Below are 16,802 nucleotides of genomic sequence, written 5' to 3'. Positions count from 1 at the left end.
GGGTCAGGCGGACAACGCGGCGCGCAATTGTGCTTCCAGGGCCGCAGCGTCGAGCTCCTGGCCGATCAGCACCAGCTTGGTGATACGCGCTTCGTCACTGCGCCAGGCGCGGTCGAAGTGCTTGTCGAAACGAGTGCCCACGCCCTGGATCAGCAAGCGCATCGGCTTGTTCGGCACAGCGGCGAAGCCCTTGATACGCAGGATGCCGTGCTGCACCACGAGTTGCGTCAGGGCGTCGAGCAGCAGGCTTTCGTCGGCTTGTGGCAGGTCGATGGAGATCGAGTCGAAAGCATCGTGGTCGTGATCGTCGTGGTCATCACCGTCGTGATGGTCATGGTGGGTCTTGCGCCCATCGATGTGCACCTCGGACTCGGCACCCAGCCCCAGCAATACGTCCAACGGCACGCGACCGCTGCTGGCTTCGATGACCTTGACCGCGGCCGGCAGCTCTTCGGCGACTTCGGCGCGCACGGCAGCCAGTGCCTGCGGATCGATCAGGTCAGCCTTGTTAAGGATCACCAGGTCGGCGCTGGCCAGTTGATCGGCGAACAGCTCATGCAGCGGCGACTCGTGATCAAGGTTGGGATCAAGTTTGCGCTGGGCGTCGACCTGATCCGGATAAGCCGCGAAAGTCCCGGCGGCGACGGCTGGGCTGTCGACCACGGTAATCACCGCATCGACGGTGCAGGCATTGCGGATTTCCGGCCACTGGAAGGCTTGCACCAACGGCTTGGGCAGGGCCAGGCCGCTGGTTTCGATGAGGATGTGGTCGAGGTCGCCGCGGCGTGCCACCAGCTCGCGCATGACCGGGAAGAACTCTTCCTGGACCGTGCAGCACAGGCAGCCATTGGCCAGCTCGTAGACTCGGCCGCTGGCCTCTTCTTCGGTGCAGCCGATGCTGCACTGTTTGAGAATGTCGCCGTCGATGCCCAGCTCGCCGAATTCGTTGACGATCACGGCAATACGCCGGCCCTGCGCGTTGTCGAGCATGTGCCGCAGCAAGGTGGTCTTGCCCGAGCCGAGGAAGCCGGTGACGATGGTGACGGGAAGTTTGGCCAGTGTTTTCATCGGATGCCCTTGGCAGGAGTGGCGGGCATACGGGACGAGAGCCGCGGTGCGCTGAGCCCACGGTGCGTTCGCCACCGGATCACCCCGCCCGGTTGTTAAGAGAAACGGTTCGAGGCAGGTCTCCTGGCTTGCGATGTGCCAGCGACTGGCAAAAGAGCACAGGCTGGAGTGACTCGACGCCTTCCCGCAGCGGGCGCAGTGGCAGTGTCGAACCGGGCATCGCTTACAGTTGCGGGGGCAGCCGCGGCGTTGGACCGCGTTCCCTTCTTAGCTGCACCCTCGCAAGGGGCAGAACCTCAGTGCAGCAAGGGTACGGAGTGTGGGGAACGAGGTCAATCGGCGGTGCAAGGTTTCCCTTGGGCCATGAGGGCTGCCAACATGAATGATGAGATTGACTCCCGGCAACGCCCATGCTCTCCTACGCGTTCGTTTGGGTGCCCCTAACAGGGTGAAACGGGAAACCGGTGCGTCGTGAATCTTGCTTTCGTCCATGACAGGCAAGCAGCGATCAGTCCGGTGCTGCCCCCGCAACGGTAAGCGAGAGAAGCGTCTGATCCACTGTGCCGGCATCAAGGTATGGGAAGGTGACGCTGACTGGCGTGATGCCCTGGCATCTGCCCCTCGTGAGCCCGGAGACCGGCCCAATCCGTTTTTCGACACATACCTGCGGTGGGCGGGCGCTGTGGCTGCCTGCGCGCGCCCATGCCAGGCCGTCTGCGCCGTTCCCGCACCCTGACCTTCAGAGGGAGCTGCCATGTCAATCCGCAATATCACCTCCGGCGCCATCGCCGACAGCGCCGCCATCACCCAACGCCAACGCCTGATAGCCGCGCTCAGCGCCGCTGCGCTAGGGGTGTGCCTAGTGTATTTCGCCGGCTTCTCGCACATCGAAGCCGTGCACAACGCCGCGCACGACACCCGTCACAGCGCCGCCTTCCCCTGCCACTGAGGTTTTCGATGATCAAGCGTATCGCGCAAACCGCAGGCTTCACCGGGCTGTTGGGCGCCCTGCTGCTGACCTTGCTGCAAAGCTTTTGGGTGGCGCCGCTGATTCAGCAGGCCGAAACCTACGAGAAAGCGCCCGCCGCCGTGCATGAACACAATGAGGCCGTGGCCGCTCACGAACATGACGCTGAGGCCTGGGAGCCGGAAGACGGCTGGCAGCGCGTGCTGTCCACTACCGGCGGCAACCTGGTGGTGGCGGTCGGTTTTGCCTTGATGCTGGCCGGGCTCTATACCTTGCGAGCCCCGGGCCGCACCCGCGAGGGGTTGCTCTGGGGGTTGGCGGGCTACGCTGTATTTTGCCTGGCGCCAACCCTGGGCCTGCCACCAGAGCTGCCTGGCACGGCGGCGGCCGATCTGAGCCAACGGCAGATCTGGTGGGCTGGCACTGCAGCCTCTACCGCTGTTGCCTTGGCGTTGATCGTGTTCGGCCGCAGTTGGCTGCTGAAACTGGCCGGCGCCGTCATCCTGGTGATTCCGCACTGGGTTGGTGCACCACAGCCCGAGGTGCATGCCAGCCTGGCGCCCGAGGCGCTGGAAAGCCAGTTCAAGTGGGCCTCGCAACTGACCAACGCCGCATTCTGGCTGGCCTTGGGCCTGATCAGCGCTTGGCTGTTTCGCCGCAAGGAGGCCGCCTGATGAGCCATTTGGTGGCCGGCTTCGGTTGTCGCAGCGGCTGCCCGCTCGACATTCTGGCCACCCTGCTCGATCAGGCCCTGCGCACCAATGATCTGGATCGCGGCCAACTGGTCGGCATCGCCAGCCTCGACCGCAAGGCCGACGAGCCAGGGCTGGTGCAATTGGCGGCGCGATTGCGCGTGCCCTTCTACACCTTCAGCGCCACCGAACTGCTGGCTTATGACTCGCAGCTGAGCCACCGCTCGCCGACATCCTTTGCCCATACCGGCTGTTATGGCGTAGCGGAAAGCTGCGCGCTGGCGCTGGCCGAAGAGCTTGGGGAGTCGCGCCCGCAGCTGCTGGTCAACCGTCAACGGACAGCCGAGGCCACTCTGGCACTGGTGGGAGTCAGTGCTGGATAGCGGGTATCATGGCGAGGCAACACCTTCCCCACGTGAATCCTTTTCAACTTCGGGCCTCTCATGACCGTTTTTTTCATTGGTGCCGGTCCCGGCGATCCTGACCTCATCACCGTCAAAGGCCAGCGCCTGATCCGCCGATGTCCGGTGATCATCTATGCCGGTTCTCTGGTACCTGCTGCGGTACTCGCGGGTCACAGCGCACATCGAGTACTCAACAGCGCCGAGATGCATCTGGAGCAGATCATCGAGGCGATGCGCGAAGCCGATAGCCAAGGCCAAGACGTCGCCCGCGTGCACTCGGGGGATCCGAGCCTGTATGGCGCAATCGGCGAACAGATTCGCCAACTGCGAGCACTGGGCATTGCCTGGGAGATTATCCCCGGTGTGACTGCTACCGCCGCCTGTGCAGCGCTGCTGGGCGCCGAGCTGACCCTGCCGGATATTTCGCAAACACTGATCCTCACCCGCTACGCCGACAAATCCCCCATGCCGCTGGGCGAAGATCTCGCGAGCCTGGCACAGCACCGTTCAACCATGGCCATCCATCTCGGCATCCAGCACTTGGCAAAGATCCTTGACGAACTGCGCCCCCACTATGGCGATGATTGCCCGATAGCGGTGGTTCATCGCGCCAGCTGGCCGGATCAGGATTGGGTGATGGGCACGCTGGCCGATATCGAGGCGAAGGTTGTGAGCAAGGGCTTCAGACGCACTGCATTGATTCTGGTCGGTCGTGTGCTGGGGAATGACGTGTTCAGCGAGTCCGCGTTGTACCGAGCGGGGCATGCTCACTTGTATCGCGATTGAACAGGACCGGCGTTGATTGCCCGAGAAGCGGCCATGTGCAGCAACCCACGACCCAGCTCATCACCCATAAAAAAACGGCACTCACGGATGCCGTTTTTTCAGGTTATGCAGCCAACGCTATCAGTAGTAGGCGTTTTCTTTCTGCGTGTGGTCGGTCACGTCGCGCACACCCTTGAGCTGCGGGATACGCTCGAGCAAGGTGCGCTCGATGCCTTCTTTCAACGTGACGTCTGCCTGACCGCAGCCCTGGCAACCACCGCCGAACTGCAATACCGCGATACCGTCCTCGACCACTTCGATCAGGCTGACCTGACCACCGTGGCTCGCGAGCCCAGGGTTGATCTCGGTTTGCAGGTAATAGTTGATGCGCTCGTTGACGGGGCTGTCTTCGTTGACCATCGGCACCTTGGCGTTCGGCGCCTTGATAGTCAACTGGCCGCCCATGCGATCGGTCGCATAGTCGACGACGGCGTCATCGAGGAACGCCTCGCTGACCGCGTCAATCCACGCGGTGAAGCTTTTGAGCCCCAACGCGGTGTCTTCAGGCTTTTCTTCACCGGGCTTGCAATACGCTATACAGGTTTCAGCGTACTGGGTGCCAGGCTGAGTGATGAATACGCGGATGCCGATTCCAGGCGTGTTCTGCTTTTGCAGCAGATCGGCCAGATAATCATGGGCAGCGTCGGTAATAGTTATAGCGCTCATGTAAGTTCCTCACAGACTTGCCCGCAGTTTACGCCAAACCTGGCCCGCTGACAAAGTCCTAGTATTTTTGTCGGGATATAACCGTCGGCGCAGAGGCTGTCTGGCGTACATCCGTCCAGGCTTTGATCCGCCAATACAGGCGCTTCTCGATCAAGACATAGCTACCCCACCCGATCAGCGCGATTACCGGCACGCACACCGCGAACACCGCGTAAGGATTGAGCTGCCAGTGTTCGCTGGCCAGCCAGCCGCCGTATAGCACCAGTACATGCACCAGATACACCGAATACGAGCAGTCCCCCAGCGCCTTGAGCAGCCGGCTGCCTTTGAAGTACGGCTCCATGGCCACGCAGCCCAGCACGATCATGGCGCTGGGCACGCCCCAATGCAGCAACCGGTCACTGGCATCCAGCTCGTAGATCGCCAGCGCCGATGCCGCGATCAGCGTCAACGGCGCCCAGAACCCCTGTGCCACCCAGCCCCGACGGTAGAGAATGCCGATGCCGATGCCCAGCAGAAATTCGTAGATGATGTTGTTTTCATAGAAACGACTGACCACGCCGTAACGCCCCAACACCTCACTGACGACAAACAAAGCCGCCGCAACGATCAGGGGCCGATGACGTTTAGGCACCGTGAACACCAATGAAAACAGCAAATAGAAGAACATTTCGTAGTTCAGCGTCCAGCCCACGTTCAAGGTGGGATACAGGCCATATCCCCCTGGATTTTCCGCAGGAATGAACAACAGCGACAGGACGAAATGCGGCAGATCCACCGCTGGGTGCGGCAACCACTGGCCGAGGCACACCAGCATCAGCCCCATCAGCACCGTATACAGCCAATAGGCCGGGATGATGCGGATAGCGCGATTGAGCAAAAAGCGCCCGGCGGGCATGTCCTTGTCCTGGGTCGACAGGTAAATCACCAGGCCGCTGATCACGAAGAAGATATCGACGCCCACCGCCCCCCTGTCGGTGAAGAACTGCCCAATCGGACCGCTCGGGTGAAAGTCGAAAAAGATCTGCATGAAGTGATGGCAGACCACCATCCAGGCGGTAAGCGCCCTGAGTGCTTGAAGCGAAATCAGCATTGCAAACGCCTGTCTTGAATCCCACAACTGGCGCACCCTTTCGGGGCGCCCTGTGTTGCGTCGGACTTCACTTTGGCGCAAAAGGTCCCGAGAAAGTCAGATCGGCCATTCGCGGGCGATACTGACGGCGGTCATAAATTCTCGTAGCGGTTCATGTCCAGCACCCCGGCATTCACCGGATTGGTCTCCTGCAAGTAGGTCGTCAGATCATGGAAATAGAACCAGAACTGCGGATGACTGCGACGTATCCCCCAATGGTCGACGATTTTTTCGAAGCCGGCTGCATCCTTGACCGCCATCATCTGGTCTACAAATGACGGCACTTCGGACGCCGGGACGTTGAACATGAAGTTCGGATAACTGGTCATGACCCCCGGAAATACCGTGAGGGTGTCCAACGCTGGCTGATAGCGACTCGATTCACCCAGCAGAAACGCTACGTTGCTGTGCGCGCGGTTGCGCAACACGCTGTAAATCACCCGATGGCCCTGGCCATCATCCACCCGCAGCATGGTCGCCTCGGGCATCCGATCGATGACCTGAAGCCCACCTGCCGGGCGCGATGCCAAGCGACTCAGGGATTGTTCGGCTTCCTGGATCAAGGGCGGCGCACCCGGACGCGAGCAGTAGGCACCGGTACAACGGTTGATCGGGTCGGGGTTGGCATTCAGCGTGGCATAGCGTGCCAATAGTTGCCTGGCGAAATCGGCCTTGGGGTCTTTCTTGATCAAGACCAGTCCGGTGGGCTTGCTGTCGTCGATCTTCTGATAATCGAGCCACATCTTCAGCTTGCCGCCGTTCTGATACCAGTCATCGAGATAGTCCTCACGGCTGTCAGCCGGCATCAAGCGCAAGAAGTTGACCTCGGCGCCGTTACGGATCAGGTCGAAGTACAAGCGGGTCTGCGCCTGATGAGCGACGTTGCCGAATACATCGAAATTGACCGCCAATTGGTAATAGGTGCGCTCAAGCAGCGGGTAATCGAACAGCCACAGGGTCTGCGGTATTTCACCGACCAGGCCCTTGGTCACCGTGGCGCTGTCGAAGTGACGGAAAATACTCAACAGCGCATTGTCGTTACCTGCCCACAGGCTCGACCAGCTCGGCGGCGGTGCGTCGCCATAGGTATCGCGGCGCAGTGCCTCGTAGGCATTGCGCTTGTCGCGATAACGCAGCCACAGGGCCAGCACACTGCCAACGTCGTCGTTCTGCCCAGGCATGGCCAACAATGGCGTGGCTTTGGCCCGATACTGCGGGTCGGTGACGTACAGATCATGTTCCGGGGCCTGGAACATCACCCAGAAATTGTCGCGAATCACGTCGGTCGCAATCTGCCCGCGGCAGACCGGACCACGAATGAAGGTGTCGACGAAGTAATCGGCATTGTCGAGCATGAACTGATAGCGCGCGCCTGCCGGGATCTGCGCGAAGGTTTCGAACGGATTGGCGCGGTGCTGCGGACCATAACCCGGCAGTCGGGTGACCTGCCAGTCGCCGGTGTAGAACAGTTGCTTGATTCGCGCCATTTTTGCCGCGTCGAACGGATAGGTGATGTGGGTCTTGTAGACGATCGCCCCTTCTACCGGCCACAGGCGGTAGTAGAAGGTCGTGCCTGGATCGTCATCAGGCCGCCGGCTGGCGATCAGATCGATCGGCTGGCCGCTGGGTGTGCGTGAGCGGACCCACTGGAAAAAATGCCCCGACTGGCCGCGATCAAAGAAGATGTGCGCCAGATAGAGGTGCTCAAAGAGCCAGCGCCCCACCAGGGACTCCCGAGCGCCAGGGGCATTGAGAAACGCCTCCCATTCAGTGATCTGCCGCGCCTCGCTGGGGTTCGGCTGCACGGCCTGCTGATCGACAGGCGCGCCTTGGGCGAGCCAGGCTTGCAAGGTGTGATATTGGCCATCGGTCAGCCCGGTGACCGCCAATGGCATCCCTTCGCGGGGATGGGCACCGGCGTAGGCATTGAACTCGCCCGGCATCGGGCACATGTTCTGCCGTTCGAGCCCCAGCACGATGCCGTCGGGCAGCTTCGCATTCGGCGTCAATGGAGCCTGACGCCCGAGCTCGAGCATGCGCGCCATCAGCGCGGCCTGACTGCCCTGGGCATCGAGCACCGAGTAAAACCCCTTGTGGCGCCATTGCTCAGGGCCGAACCCGTCGATGAACAGCCGAGTAGGCGCCTGCGCGAGACTGCGGTAGCCATCATATACCGGCACCTTGGAGGCGCCCCGGGCAGCCCCTTCGGCGCTGCCGAGGTTGAGCTGGCAGGCGGAGTCATAACAGGCATGGCAGGCGATGCAGCGCTCGGTAAAAATGGGCTGCACGTCATGGGTGTAGGAGATAACCGGCGTCGCCGGGGTTTGCGCCTGAGGGCTCCCGCAAAACAACAGCAGGAGAGCGCAAAGGATCGAGCGGTAAGGCATTTGGCCGGTTTTCCTGAATCATCAGGAGCCGATTGTAACGCTTGATGGCCACTACAGCAGCTGAAACTATGGTCGAACCATTCACTGTGGGAGCGAACTCTGCTCACGAAAGGGTCATCACGCCTGTGCACGATCCCGGCGGTCATGCTGGCATCGATGCTGCCTTCGCGAGCCGAGCTCGCTCCCACGGGGGGTGACGCGGGCTACCAGAACCGCTGCTGGCTGATCTTGCCCCACGCCTTGATCGCCATCTGCTCGATCCCGGTGCTCGCCGCCATCCCTACCCGCTCCTGCAAGCTCTTGCGCTCGGCATAATGCAGGTGGAACACCTCCGCGACCTTGGCGCGCTCGGCCAGGTACTCGTCACTGGTCTTCAACTCGTCGACCAGCTTTTTGTCCAGGGCGGCGACACCCAGCCAGACTTCGCCGGTAGCGACCTGATCGATCTGCAACTGTGGGCGGTAATGCGCCACGAAGTTCTTGAACAGCTTGTGGGTGATGTCCAGGTCTTCCTGAAACTTCTCGCGCCCCTTCTCGGTGTTTTCGCCAAACACTGTCAGCGTGCGCTTGTACTCACCTGCCGTGAGCACTTCGAAATCAATATCGTGCTTTTTCAGCAGGCGATTAACGTTCGGCAACTGCGCCACCACCCCGATGGAACCCAGTACCGCGAACGGCGCGCTGACGATCTTCTCGCCAATGCAGGCCATCATGTAGCCGCCGCTGGCCGCGACCTTATCGATGCACACAGTCAAGGGCACACCCGCCTGGCGGATACGCGCCAGTTGCGAGGAAGCCAGGCCGTAACTGTGAACCATGCCGCCGCCGCTCTCGAGGCGCAGCACCACTTCATCCCTGGATGTGGCCAGCGTCAGCAGCGCGGTGATTTCGTGGCGCAGACTTTCAGTGGCGGATGCCTTGATGTCGCCATCGAAATCGAGCACGAATACCCGCGCCTTGGAATCGGGCTTTTTCTTCTCTGCCTTGGCCGCCTTGGCTTGAGTCTTGCGCAAGGCCTTGAGCTGATCCTTGTCCAGCATGCCGGACTCCAGGCGTTCGCGCAGGCCCTTGTAGAAATCATTGAGTTTGCTGATCTGCAGCTGCCCGCCAGTCTTGCGCCGGCCCTTGCTGCGCAGCGAGGCGATACTGGCCAGGACGATGACGATGGCAATGACCAGGGTAACGGTCTTGGCCAGGAAGCTGGCGTAATCGAACAGAAAATTCAAGAGGGCTCCTTTAACCGATGCACAGCGCCCGGCTGTCCCGGCGCGCTTGTCCGCCCAGCATACCGGCGGGCGCGCGCAGGTGCCAGTCGCGTGCGCGCGGGGTGGTAACAGGTTATTTGATGCGGGACCCATGAGATCGCTTTTTCGCAGGCAAGCCTAGTTCCCACACTCGTACGACTCAGCACCATCGTTCCTGCCAGAAAGGTCCCGCGTTCGGCGGCGAAGGGCCCAGCCGCCACATCCCCGGGCTCAACATGAGCGCTATTCATGTTCATCCCAACTCCCTCAAATGCGTTGCAGCTTTGCTATCATCGATCCCCTGTAAACGGCCTTCAGCGCCCGAATTGTCTCTAAAGAGTATGTCTTCCCATGTCCGATCGCAGCACTCGTCTGTCAGTCTTCAAGCAAGCACTCAAAGAGCGCATCCTGATCCTCGACGGTGGCATGGGTACCATGATCCAGAGCTACAAGCTCGAGGAAGAGGATTACCGCGGCGAGCGTTTCGCCGATTGGCCGAGCGACGTCAAGGGCAACAATGACCTGTTGCTGCTCAGCCGCCCGGACGTGATCGCGGCCATCGAAAAGGCCTACCTCGACGCCGGCGCCGACATCCTCGAGACCAACACCTTCAACGCCACGCAAGTGTCCCAGGCCGACTACGGCATGGAGTCGCTGGCCTACGAGCTCAACCTCGAAGGTGCCCGCATCGCCCGCCAGGTGGCCGACGCCAAGACCCTCGAAACCCCAGACAAACCACGCTTCGTCGCCGGGGTCGTCGGCCCTACCAGCCGTACCTGCTCGCTCTCACCAGACGTCAACAACCCCGGCTACCGCAACGTCACCTTCGACGAACTGGTGGAAAACTACACCGAGGCCACCAAGGGCCTGATCGAGGGCGGCGCCGACCTGATCCTGATCGAAACCATTTTCGACACCTTGAACGCCAAGGCGGCCATCTTTGCCGTGCAGGGCGTGTTCGAGGAGTTGGGTTTCGAACTGCCGATCATGATTTCCGGGACCATCACCGATGCCTCGGGCCGCACCCTGTCGGGCCAGACCACCGAAGCCTTCTGGAACTCGGTGCGCCACGCCAAGCCGATCTCGGTCGGCCTGAACTGCGCCCTGGGCGCCGCCGAGCTGCGTCCGTACCTCGAGGAACTGGCCAACAAGGCCGAGACCCACGTCTCCGCGCACCCCAACGCCGGCTTGCCGAACGCCTTTGGCGAATACGATGAGCTGCCCTCGCAAACCGCTGCCATCATCGAAGAATTTGCCCAGAGCGGCTTTCTCAACATCGTCGGCGGTTGCTGCGGCACCACACCCGGCCATATTGCCGCGATCGCCAAGGCCGTCGCCGGGTATGCGCCGCGGGTCATTCCGGACATCCCCAAGGCCTGCCGCCTGTCGGGTCTGGAGCCGTTCACCATCGATCGCAGCTCGTTGTTCGTCAACGTCGGCGAACGCACCAACATCACCGGCTCGGCGAAATTCGCTCGCCTGATCCGCGAAGACAACTACACCGAAGCCCTCGAAGTCGCCCTGCAGCAGGTCGAAGCCGGCGCCCAGGTGATCGATATCAACATGGACGAGGGCATGCTCGATTCGAAGAAGGCGATGGTTACCTTCCTCAATCTCATCGCTGGCGAGCCGGACATCTCCCGAGTGCCGATCATGATCGACTCCTCGAAGTGGGAAGTCATCGAAGCCGGCCTCAAGTGCATCCAGGGCAAGGGCATCGTCAACTCCATCAGCATGAAGGAAGGCGTCGAGCAGTTCATTCATCACGCCAAGCTGTGCAAGCGCTACGGCGCTGCCGTGGTGGTGATGGCCTTTGACGAGGCCGGCCAGGCCGACACCGAAGCGCGCAAGAAGGAAATCTGCAAACGCTCCTACGATATCCTCGTCGACGAAGTCGGCTTCCCGCCGGAAGACATCATCTTCGACCCGAACATCTTCGCGGTCGCCACCGGTATCGAGGAGCACAACAACTACGCCGTCGATTTCATCAACGCCTGCGCTTACATCCGTGACGAACTGCCCTACGCGCTGACCAGCGGCGGCGTGTCCAACGTGTCGTTCTCGTTCCGCGGCAACAACCCGGTGCGCGAGGCGATCCACTCGGTGTTCCTGCTGTATGCGATCCGCAACGGCCTGACCATGGGTATCGTCAACGCCGGCCAGCTGGAGATCTACGACCAGATCCCGGCCGAGCTGCGTGACGCGGTGGAGGACGTGATCCTCAACCGCACTGCGGAAGGCACCGACGCCCTCCTCGCCATTGCCGACAAATACAAGGGCGATGGCAGCGTCAAGGAAGCCGAGACCGAAGAGTGGCGCGGTTGGCCAGTCAACAAACGCCTGGAGCATGCACTGGTCAAGGGCATCACCACTCACATCGTCGAAGACACCGAAGAGTCTCGCCAATCCTTCAGCCGTCCGATCGAGGTGATCGAAGGCCCACTGATGTCAGGCATGAATATCGTTGGCGACCTGTTCGGCTCGGGCAAGATGTTCCTGCCTCAGGTGGTCAAGTCGGCGCGGGTGATGAAACAGGCGGTAGCGCACCTGATCCCCTTCATCGAGCTGGAAAAAGGCGACAAGCCAGAAGCCAAGGGCAAGATCCTCATGGCCACGGTCAAGGGCGACGTGCACGACATCGGCAAGAACATCGTCGGCGTGGTGCTCGGCTGCAACGGCTATGACATCGTCGACCTGGGCGTCATGGTCCCGGCAGACAAGATCCTCCAGGTAGCTCGCGAGCAAAAGTGCGACATCATCGGCCTGTCCGGCCTGATTACCCCTTCGCTGGACGAGATGGTCCATGTAGCCCGCGAGATGCAGCGCCAGGACTTCCACCTGCCGTTGATGATCGGCGGCGCAACCACCTCCAAGGCCCACACGGCGGTAAAGATCGAGCCCAAGTACAGCAACGACGCGGTGATCTATGTGACCGACGCATCACGCGCTGTCGGCGTGGCGACCCAGTTGCTGTCCAAGGAATTGAAAGCCGGCTTTGTCGAGCGCACCCGTGCCGAATACGTCGAAGTCCGCGAGCGTACCGCCGCACGCAGTGCGCGCACCGAGCGTCTGAGCTACGCCAAGGCACTGGAGGCCAAGGCGGCGTTCGACTGGAGCACCTACACGCCGGTCAAGCCAAGCTTCACCGGCGCCAGGGTGCTGGACGATATCGACCTGAACGTGCTCGCCGAATACATCGACTGGACGCCGTTCTTCATTTCCTGGGATCTGGCCGGCAAATACCCGCGCATCCTCACCGACGAGGTGGTGGGCGAAGCGGCGACGGCGCTGTTCGCCGATGCGCAGACCATGCTGCGCAAGTTGATCGACGAGAAACTCATCAAGGCCCGCGCCGTGCTGGGCTTCTGGCCGGCCAATCAGGTGCAGGACGACGACATCGAAGTCTATGGCGATGATGGCCAGCCATTGGCCAAATTGCACCACCTGCGCCAGCAGATCATCAAGACCGATGGCAAGCCGAATTTCTCCCTGGCGGACTTCGTCGCGCCCAAGAGCAGTGGCGTCACCGATTATGTGGGCGGCTTTATCACCACCGCCGGTATCGGCGCCGAAGAAGTGGCCAAGGCTTATCAGGACGCCGGCGACGATTACAACTCGATCATGGTCAAGGCCCTGGCCGACCGCCTGGCCGAGGCCTGCGCCGAGTGGCTGCACCAGCAGGTGCGCAAGGAGCACTGGGGCTACGCACCGGATGAACAACTCGAGAACGACGAGCTGATCAAAGAGAAATACCGTGGCATCCGCCCTGCCCCCGGCTACCCGGCTTGCCCGGATCACACCGAGAAAGGCACGCTGTTCGAGCTGCTGGATACCAATAACCAAAGCGGCGTGACCCTCACCGAGCACTACGCGATGTTCCCGACGGCGGCAGTCAGCGGCTGGTATTTCGCTCATCCGCAGGCGCAGTACTTCGCGGTGGGCAAGGTCGACAAGGACCAGGTTGAAAGCTACACAGCACGCAAAGGCCAGGACATCAGCGTGACCGAGCGCTGGCTGTCGCCGAATCTGGGATATGACAGCTGAATGATGCTGACCGCAGGCCATCTTCGCGGGCAGGTCCTACTCCCATAGATGTGCGCCTGCGGGAGCGGGGCTTGGCCGCGAATAGGCCAGTTGCCATTACCCAGAGCCGGTCAGTGATGGCTGGCCCAGAACACCACTGCAGCCACCACCAGGATGACCACAAAGGCTATGGCCCAGGCATCGACATGACTGGCATTTTTACGCGGTTTGATCGAATGGTTCATCAGGCGTCGTCTCTTGTGATTGTTATCGGACGGGATGTCACTGGAGCAGGACATACAATACAGTCAAGTTCACCAATGCCCTTCTTACAAGTAGGGATATCGGCCAAACTCAGTACTGAATGATTAACAGCCATGCCAGTTATAACCTTGGGTTATTTACTTATATTCAAACGTCACTATTAAGCATATCCGCAAACGGGTATATTCCGTCGGCTCCGAAGCCGGAGTGCGCGGCCGTGCGCGCAGTTATGCAGAGATGCTGTAGCAGCCTGAGAACAGGACCACTATGTACGTTTATGACGAGTACGATCAACGGATCATCGAGGACCGCGTCAAGCAGTTCCGTGACCAGACCCGCCGCTACCTGGCCGGGGAGTTGAGCGAAGAAGAGTTTCGCCCGCTGCGCTTGCAGAACGGGCTGTACATCCAGCGTTTCGCGCCCATGCTGCGAGTCGCCGTGCCCTATGGCCAACTGACGTCGCGCCAGGCGCGAATGATGGCCAAGATCGCCCGCGACTACGACAAGGGCTACGCCCACATCAGTACTCGCCAGAACGTGCAGTTCAACTGGCCGGCGGTCGAAGACATCCCGGACATCCTCGCCGAGCTGGCCACCGTGCAGATGCACGCGATCCAGACCAGCGGCAACTGCCTGCGCAACGTCACCACCGACCAGTTCGCCGGTGTCGCTGCCGACGAAGTCATCGACCCGCGCCCTTGGTGCGAAATCATCCGCCAGTGGACCACCTTCCACCCGGAATTCGCCTACCTGCCGCGCAAGTTCAAGATCGCTCTCAATGGCGCCAGCACCGACCGTGCCGCCATCGAAGTGCACGATATCGGCCTGGAGCCGGTGTACAACGAAGCCGGCGAGCTGGGCTTCCGCGTCCTGGTGGGCGGCGGCCTGGGCCGTACGCCGGTGGTCGGCGCGTTCATCAATGAATTCCTGCCCTGGCAAGACCTGTTGAGCTACCTCGACGCCATCCTGCGTGTGTACAACCGCTATGGCCGTCGCGACAACAAGTACAAGGCGCGCATCAAGATCCTGGTCAAGGCCCTGACCCCTGAAGTGTTCGCCGAAAAGGTCAACGCTGAGATGGAGCACTTGCGCGGCGGCAGCACCACGCTGACCGAAGCCGAGCTGCAGCGCGTAGCCAAGCACTTCGTCGATCCCGAATACAAGGCCCTGAGCGATTTCAGCGCCCAACTCGGCGCGCTGGAAGCCGAGCACCCAGGTTTCGCCCGCTGGCGCGCCCGCAACACCCTGGCGCACAAGAAGCCCGGCTACGTGGCTGTGACCCTGTCGCTCAAGCCAACCGGCGTTGCTCCAGGCGACTTGACCGACAAACAGCTGGATGCCGTCGCCGACCTGGCCGAGCGCTACAGTTTCGGGCAGCTGCGCACCTCTCACGAGCAGAACATCATCTTCGCCGACGTCGAGCAGCAACAATTGCACGCCCTCTGGCTGGAACTGCGCGAAGGCGGGTTCGCCACGCCGAACATCGGCCTGCTGACCGACATCATCTGCTGCCCCGGTGGTGATTTCTGCTCGCTGGCCAACGCCAAGTCGATCCCGATCGCCGAATCCATCCAGCGCCGCTTCGACGACCTGGACTATTTGTTCGACATCGGCGACATCGACGTCAACATCTCGGGCTGCATGAACGCCTGTGGTCATCACCACGTCGGCCACATCGGCATCCTCGGTGTCGACAAGAAAGGCGAAGAGTTCTACCAGGTCTCCCTGGGTGGCAGCGCCAGCCGTGACGCCAGCCTGGGCAAGATCCTCGGCCCATCCTTCGCTCAGGAACTGATGCCTGAAGTGATCGGCAAGCTGATCGACGTTTATGTAGAAAAGCGCACGGAAGACGAGCGTTTTATCGACACCTACCAGCGTATTGGTATCGATCCGTTCAAGGAGCGCGTCTATGCAGCGAATCATTAAGAACAATGCCGTCATCGACGAGACCTGGCACCTGCTGCCCAAGGACACGAGCTTTGACAGCATCAGCAACTGCGACGACCTGATCGTGCCGCTGGCGCTGTGGCGCGAACACGGCAACGCCCTCAAGGCCCGCGATGGCGGCCTGGGCGTGTGGCTCGATGCCGACGAAGAAGCCGAAGAGATCGGTGACGATGTCGAGCACTTCCAGGTCATCGCCTTGAACTTCCCGGCCTTCACCGACGGGCGCAACTACTCCAACGCTCGTCTGCTGCGTGATCGGTACGGCTACAAGGGTGAACTGCGGGCAATCGGCGATGTGCTGCGCGACCAGTTGTTCTACCTGCACCGCTGCGGTTTCGACGCCTTCGCCCTGCGCGCCGACAAGGACCCGTACGAAGCGCTGGAAAGCCTCAAGGACTTCAGCGTGACCTACCAGGCCGCCACCGACGAGCCGCTGCCGCTGTTCCGGCGCCGCTGAGGTCCGTCACAGCCCTGCCATTGGCTGCCGTCATGGCAGCCAAACACGCCAAAAGGCCGATCATTCGGCCTTTTGCCGTTTTCGGAGTGGGGCTCAGTGATGAAGGGGCCAAGAAGCAGCAGAACTGGCCCCTTTTGCTGCCAGCGCACGAGTGCCTGAATGTAAATTCAAACGAGCTTTTCAAACGCTTGTATGTTTTCGTTGACAGCTCGCTGGGGGCCCCCTAACCTCGTCGGGTCCTGCTTTGGGAGTGGTCAATTTCCAACCACCCCCATCAGCGCCCGCCTGGACCCCGGGCGGTTGCTCAAATCACCCAATAAGGAACGCGCCATGACCGATGTAGCCAAAGCCGTTGAAAAGATGAAGGCCAAGTTCAATCCCGCTGCCGCCGGCGGCCTGGACCTGGTGTTCGGTTTCCGCATCGACGAGACCGAGAACTTCTCGCTGATCGTCAAGGACAGCACCTGCGAACTGCAGGAAGGCGAAAACCCGGACGCCCAGGTCACTCTGGTGATGGACAGCGAAACGCTCAAGGGCATCGTCAGCGGCGAGACCGACGGCATGCAGGCGTTCATGGGCGGCAAGCTGCGCGCTGAAGGCGACATGATGCTGGCGATGAAGTTGAGCGAGCTGTTCCCGGTCTAAGCGCTCGTTGCCTCTGCAGGAGCGAGGCTTGCCCGCGAAGACGTCAGGCGTAGCACCATTGGCCGCCGACACCTTCGCGAG

13 protein-coding genes and 2 riboswitches are annotated in these 16,802 nt (G+C 61.2%); of the genes, 8 read left to right on the top strand and 5 right to left on the bottom strand.

Annotation, left to right across the window (positions count from 1 at the left end; all coding sequences use genetic code 11):
* Nucleotides 1–3: 3 nt before the first annotated feature.
* Nucleotides 4–1,068 (bottom strand): cobalamin biosynthesis protein CobW, encoded by a 1,065-nt coding sequence (gene cobW / locus LIX93_RS02560; RefSeq protein WP_226502439.1) that lies wholly within the window; start codon nucleotides 1,066–1,068, stop codon nucleotides 4–6.
* Nucleotides 1,069–1,163: 95 nt separating this feature from the next.
* Nucleotides 1,164–1,382, bottom strand: a riboswitch (cobalamin riboswitch).
* A gap of 101 nt (nucleotides 1,383–1,483) precedes the next feature.
* Nucleotides 1,484–1,728, top strand: a riboswitch (cobalamin riboswitch).
* Nucleotides 1,729–1,822: 94 nt separating this feature from the next.
* On the opposite strand from cobW, the gene LIX93_RS02555 reads away from it, so the two are divergent.
* From LIX93_RS02555 to cobM, 4 genes are read left to right on the top strand one after another with little or no spacing between them, the layout of a single operon-like run.
* Nucleotides 1,823–2,017 carry a CbtB-domain containing protein gene (locus tag LIX93_RS02555; protein ID WP_226502438.1) on the top strand — a complete coding sequence of 65 codons (195 nt, stop codon included), beginning with the start codon at nucleotides 1,823–1,825 and terminating at the stop codon, nucleotides 2,015–2,017.
* Nucleotides 2,018–2,025: 8 nt separating this feature from the next.
* On the top strand, nucleotides 2,026–2,709 hold the full coding sequence (locus LIX93_RS02550; protein ID WP_226502437.1) for a CbtA family protein: 684 nt from the start codon (nucleotides 2,026–2,028) through the stop codon (nucleotides 2,707–2,709).
* Nucleotides 2,709–3,110: a cobalamin biosynthesis protein gene (locus LIX93_RS02545; protein ID WP_226502436.1), complete on the top strand. Its 402-nt coding sequence runs from the start codon at nucleotides 2,709–2,711 to the stop codon at nucleotides 3,108–3,110. The genes LIX93_RS02550 and LIX93_RS02545 overlap by 1 nt, the downstream gene beginning before the upstream one ends.
* A gap of 60 nt (nucleotides 3,111–3,170) precedes the next feature.
* Entirely contained in the window at nucleotides 3,171–3,917 is a 747-nt protein-coding gene (gene cobM / locus LIX93_RS02540; protein ID WP_226502435.1) for a precorrin-4 C(11)-methyltransferase, read from the top strand.
* 120 nt (nucleotides 3,918–4,037) lie between these two features.
* Here the strand turns inward: cobM and nfuA are convergent, their stop codons facing one another.
* The 4 genes from nfuA to sohB all read right to left on the bottom strand — a co-directional run bounded on the left by nfuA (nucleotide 4,038) and on the right by sohB (nucleotide 9,367).
* Complete coding sequence (gene nfuA, locus LIX93_RS02535; RefSeq protein ID WP_226502434.1) at nucleotides 4,038–4,622, bottom strand: Fe-S biogenesis protein NfuA; 585 nt, start codon at nucleotides 4,620–4,622, stop codon at nucleotides 4,038–4,040.
* 58 nt (nucleotides 4,623–4,680) lie between these two features.
* On the bottom strand, nucleotides 4,681–5,715 hold the full coding sequence (locus LIX93_RS02530) for an acyltransferase (protein ID WP_226502433.1): 1,035 nt from the start codon (nucleotides 5,713–5,715) through the stop codon (nucleotides 4,681–4,683).
* Between the two features lie 131 nt (nucleotides 5,716–5,846).
* Nucleotides 5,847–8,141, bottom strand: coding sequence for a fatty acid cis/trans isomerase (locus LIX93_RS02525; RefSeq protein ID WP_226502432.1), 2,295 nt, complete (start codon nucleotides 8,139–8,141; stop codon nucleotides 5,847–5,849).
* Between the two features lie 203 nt (nucleotides 8,142–8,344).
* Nucleotides 8,345–9,367 (bottom strand): protease SohB, encoded by a 1,023-nt coding sequence (gene sohB, locus LIX93_RS02520; RefSeq protein ID WP_226502431.1) that lies wholly within the window; start codon nucleotides 9,365–9,367, stop codon nucleotides 8,345–8,347.
* Nucleotides 9,368–9,736: 369 nt separating this feature from the next.
* Here sohB and metH point away from each other — a divergent pair, with 369 nt between their 5' ends.
* The 4 genes from metH to LIX93_RS02500 all read left to right on the top strand — a co-directional run bounded on the left by metH (nucleotide 9,737) and on the right by LIX93_RS02500 (nucleotide 16,721).
* Complete coding sequence (gene metH, locus LIX93_RS02515; RefSeq protein ID WP_226502430.1) at nucleotides 9,737–13,429, top strand: methionine synthase; 3,693 nt, start codon at nucleotides 9,737–9,739, stop codon at nucleotides 13,427–13,429.
* Nucleotides 13,430–13,939: 510 nt separating this feature from the next.
* Nucleotides 13,940–15,598, top strand: a complete 1,659-nt coding sequence (locus LIX93_RS02510) for a nitrite/sulfite reductase (RefSeq protein WP_226502429.1) — start codon at nucleotides 13,940–13,942, stop codon at nucleotides 15,596–15,598.
* Nucleotides 15,582–16,076: a DUF934 domain-containing protein gene (locus tag LIX93_RS02505; protein WP_226502428.1), complete on the top strand. Its 495-nt coding sequence runs from the start codon at nucleotides 15,582–15,584 to the stop codon at nucleotides 16,074–16,076. The genes LIX93_RS02510 and LIX93_RS02505 overlap by 17 nt, the downstream gene beginning before the upstream one ends.
* A gap of 330 nt (nucleotides 16,077–16,406) precedes the next feature.
* Nucleotides 16,407–16,721 (top strand): SCP2 sterol-binding domain-containing protein, encoded by a 315-nt coding sequence (locus tag LIX93_RS02500; protein WP_226502427.1) that lies wholly within the window; start codon nucleotides 16,407–16,409, stop codon nucleotides 16,719–16,721.
* Nucleotides 16,722–16,802 lie beyond the last annotated feature (81 nt).

Origin of the sequence: Pseudomonas sp. MWU16-30317, assembly GCF_020515695.1 — a bacterium.
In the GTDB taxonomy this organism is placed as follows: domain Bacteria; phylum Pseudomonadota; class Gammaproteobacteria; order Pseudomonadales; family Pseudomonadaceae; genus Aquipseudomonas.
Note: the sequence above shows the minus strand (reverse complement) of the source record. Positions and strands in the feature narration are given on the sequence as shown.

What these genes read in the sequence shown, in the direction of transcription:
- cobW (WP_226502439.1), bottom strand. Translation starts at nt 1,068, where the DNA reads ATGAAAACACTGGCCAAACTTCCCGTCACCATCGTCACCGGCTTCCTC.
- LIX93_RS02555 (WP_226502438.1), top strand. Translation starts at nt 1,823, where the DNA reads ATGTCAATCCGCAATATCACCTCCGGCGCCATCGCCGACAGCGCCGCC.
- LIX93_RS02550 (WP_226502437.1), top strand. Translation starts at nt 2,026, where the DNA reads ATGATCAAGCGTATCGCGCAAACCGCAGGCTTCACCGGGCTGTTGGGC.
- LIX93_RS02545 (WP_226502436.1), top strand. Translation starts at nt 2,709, where the DNA reads ATGAGCCATTTGGTGGCCGGCTTCGGTTGTCGCAGCGGCTGCCCGCTC.
- cobM (WP_226502435.1), top strand. Translation starts at nt 3,171, where the DNA reads ATGACCGTTTTTTTCATTGGTGCCGGTCCCGGCGATCCTGACCTCATC.
- nfuA (WP_226502434.1), bottom strand. Translation starts at nt 4,622, where the DNA reads ATGAGCGCTATAACTATTACCGACGCTGCCCATGATTATCTGGCCGAT.
- LIX93_RS02530 (WP_226502433.1), bottom strand. Translation starts at nt 5,715, where the DNA reads ATGCTGATTTCGCTTCAAGCACTCAGGGCGCTTACCGCCTGGATGGTG.
- LIX93_RS02525 (WP_226502432.1), bottom strand. Translation starts at nt 8,141, where the DNA reads ATGCCTTACCGCTCGATCCTTTGCGCTCTCCTGCTGTTGTTTTGCGGG.
- metH (WP_226502430.1), top strand. Translation starts at nt 9,737, where the DNA reads ATGTCCGATCGCAGCACTCGTCTGTCAGTCTTCAAGCAAGCACTCAAA.
- LIX93_RS02510 (WP_226502429.1), top strand. Translation starts at nt 13,940, where the DNA reads ATGTACGTTTATGACGAGTACGATCAACGGATCATCGAGGACCGCGTC.
- LIX93_RS02505 (WP_226502428.1), top strand. Translation starts at nt 15,582, where the DNA reads ATGCAGCGAATCATTAAGAACAATGCCGTCATCGACGAGACCTGGCAC.
- LIX93_RS02500 (WP_226502427.1), top strand. Translation starts at nt 16,407, where the DNA reads ATGACCGATGTAGCCAAAGCCGTTGAAAAGATGAAGGCCAAGTTCAAT.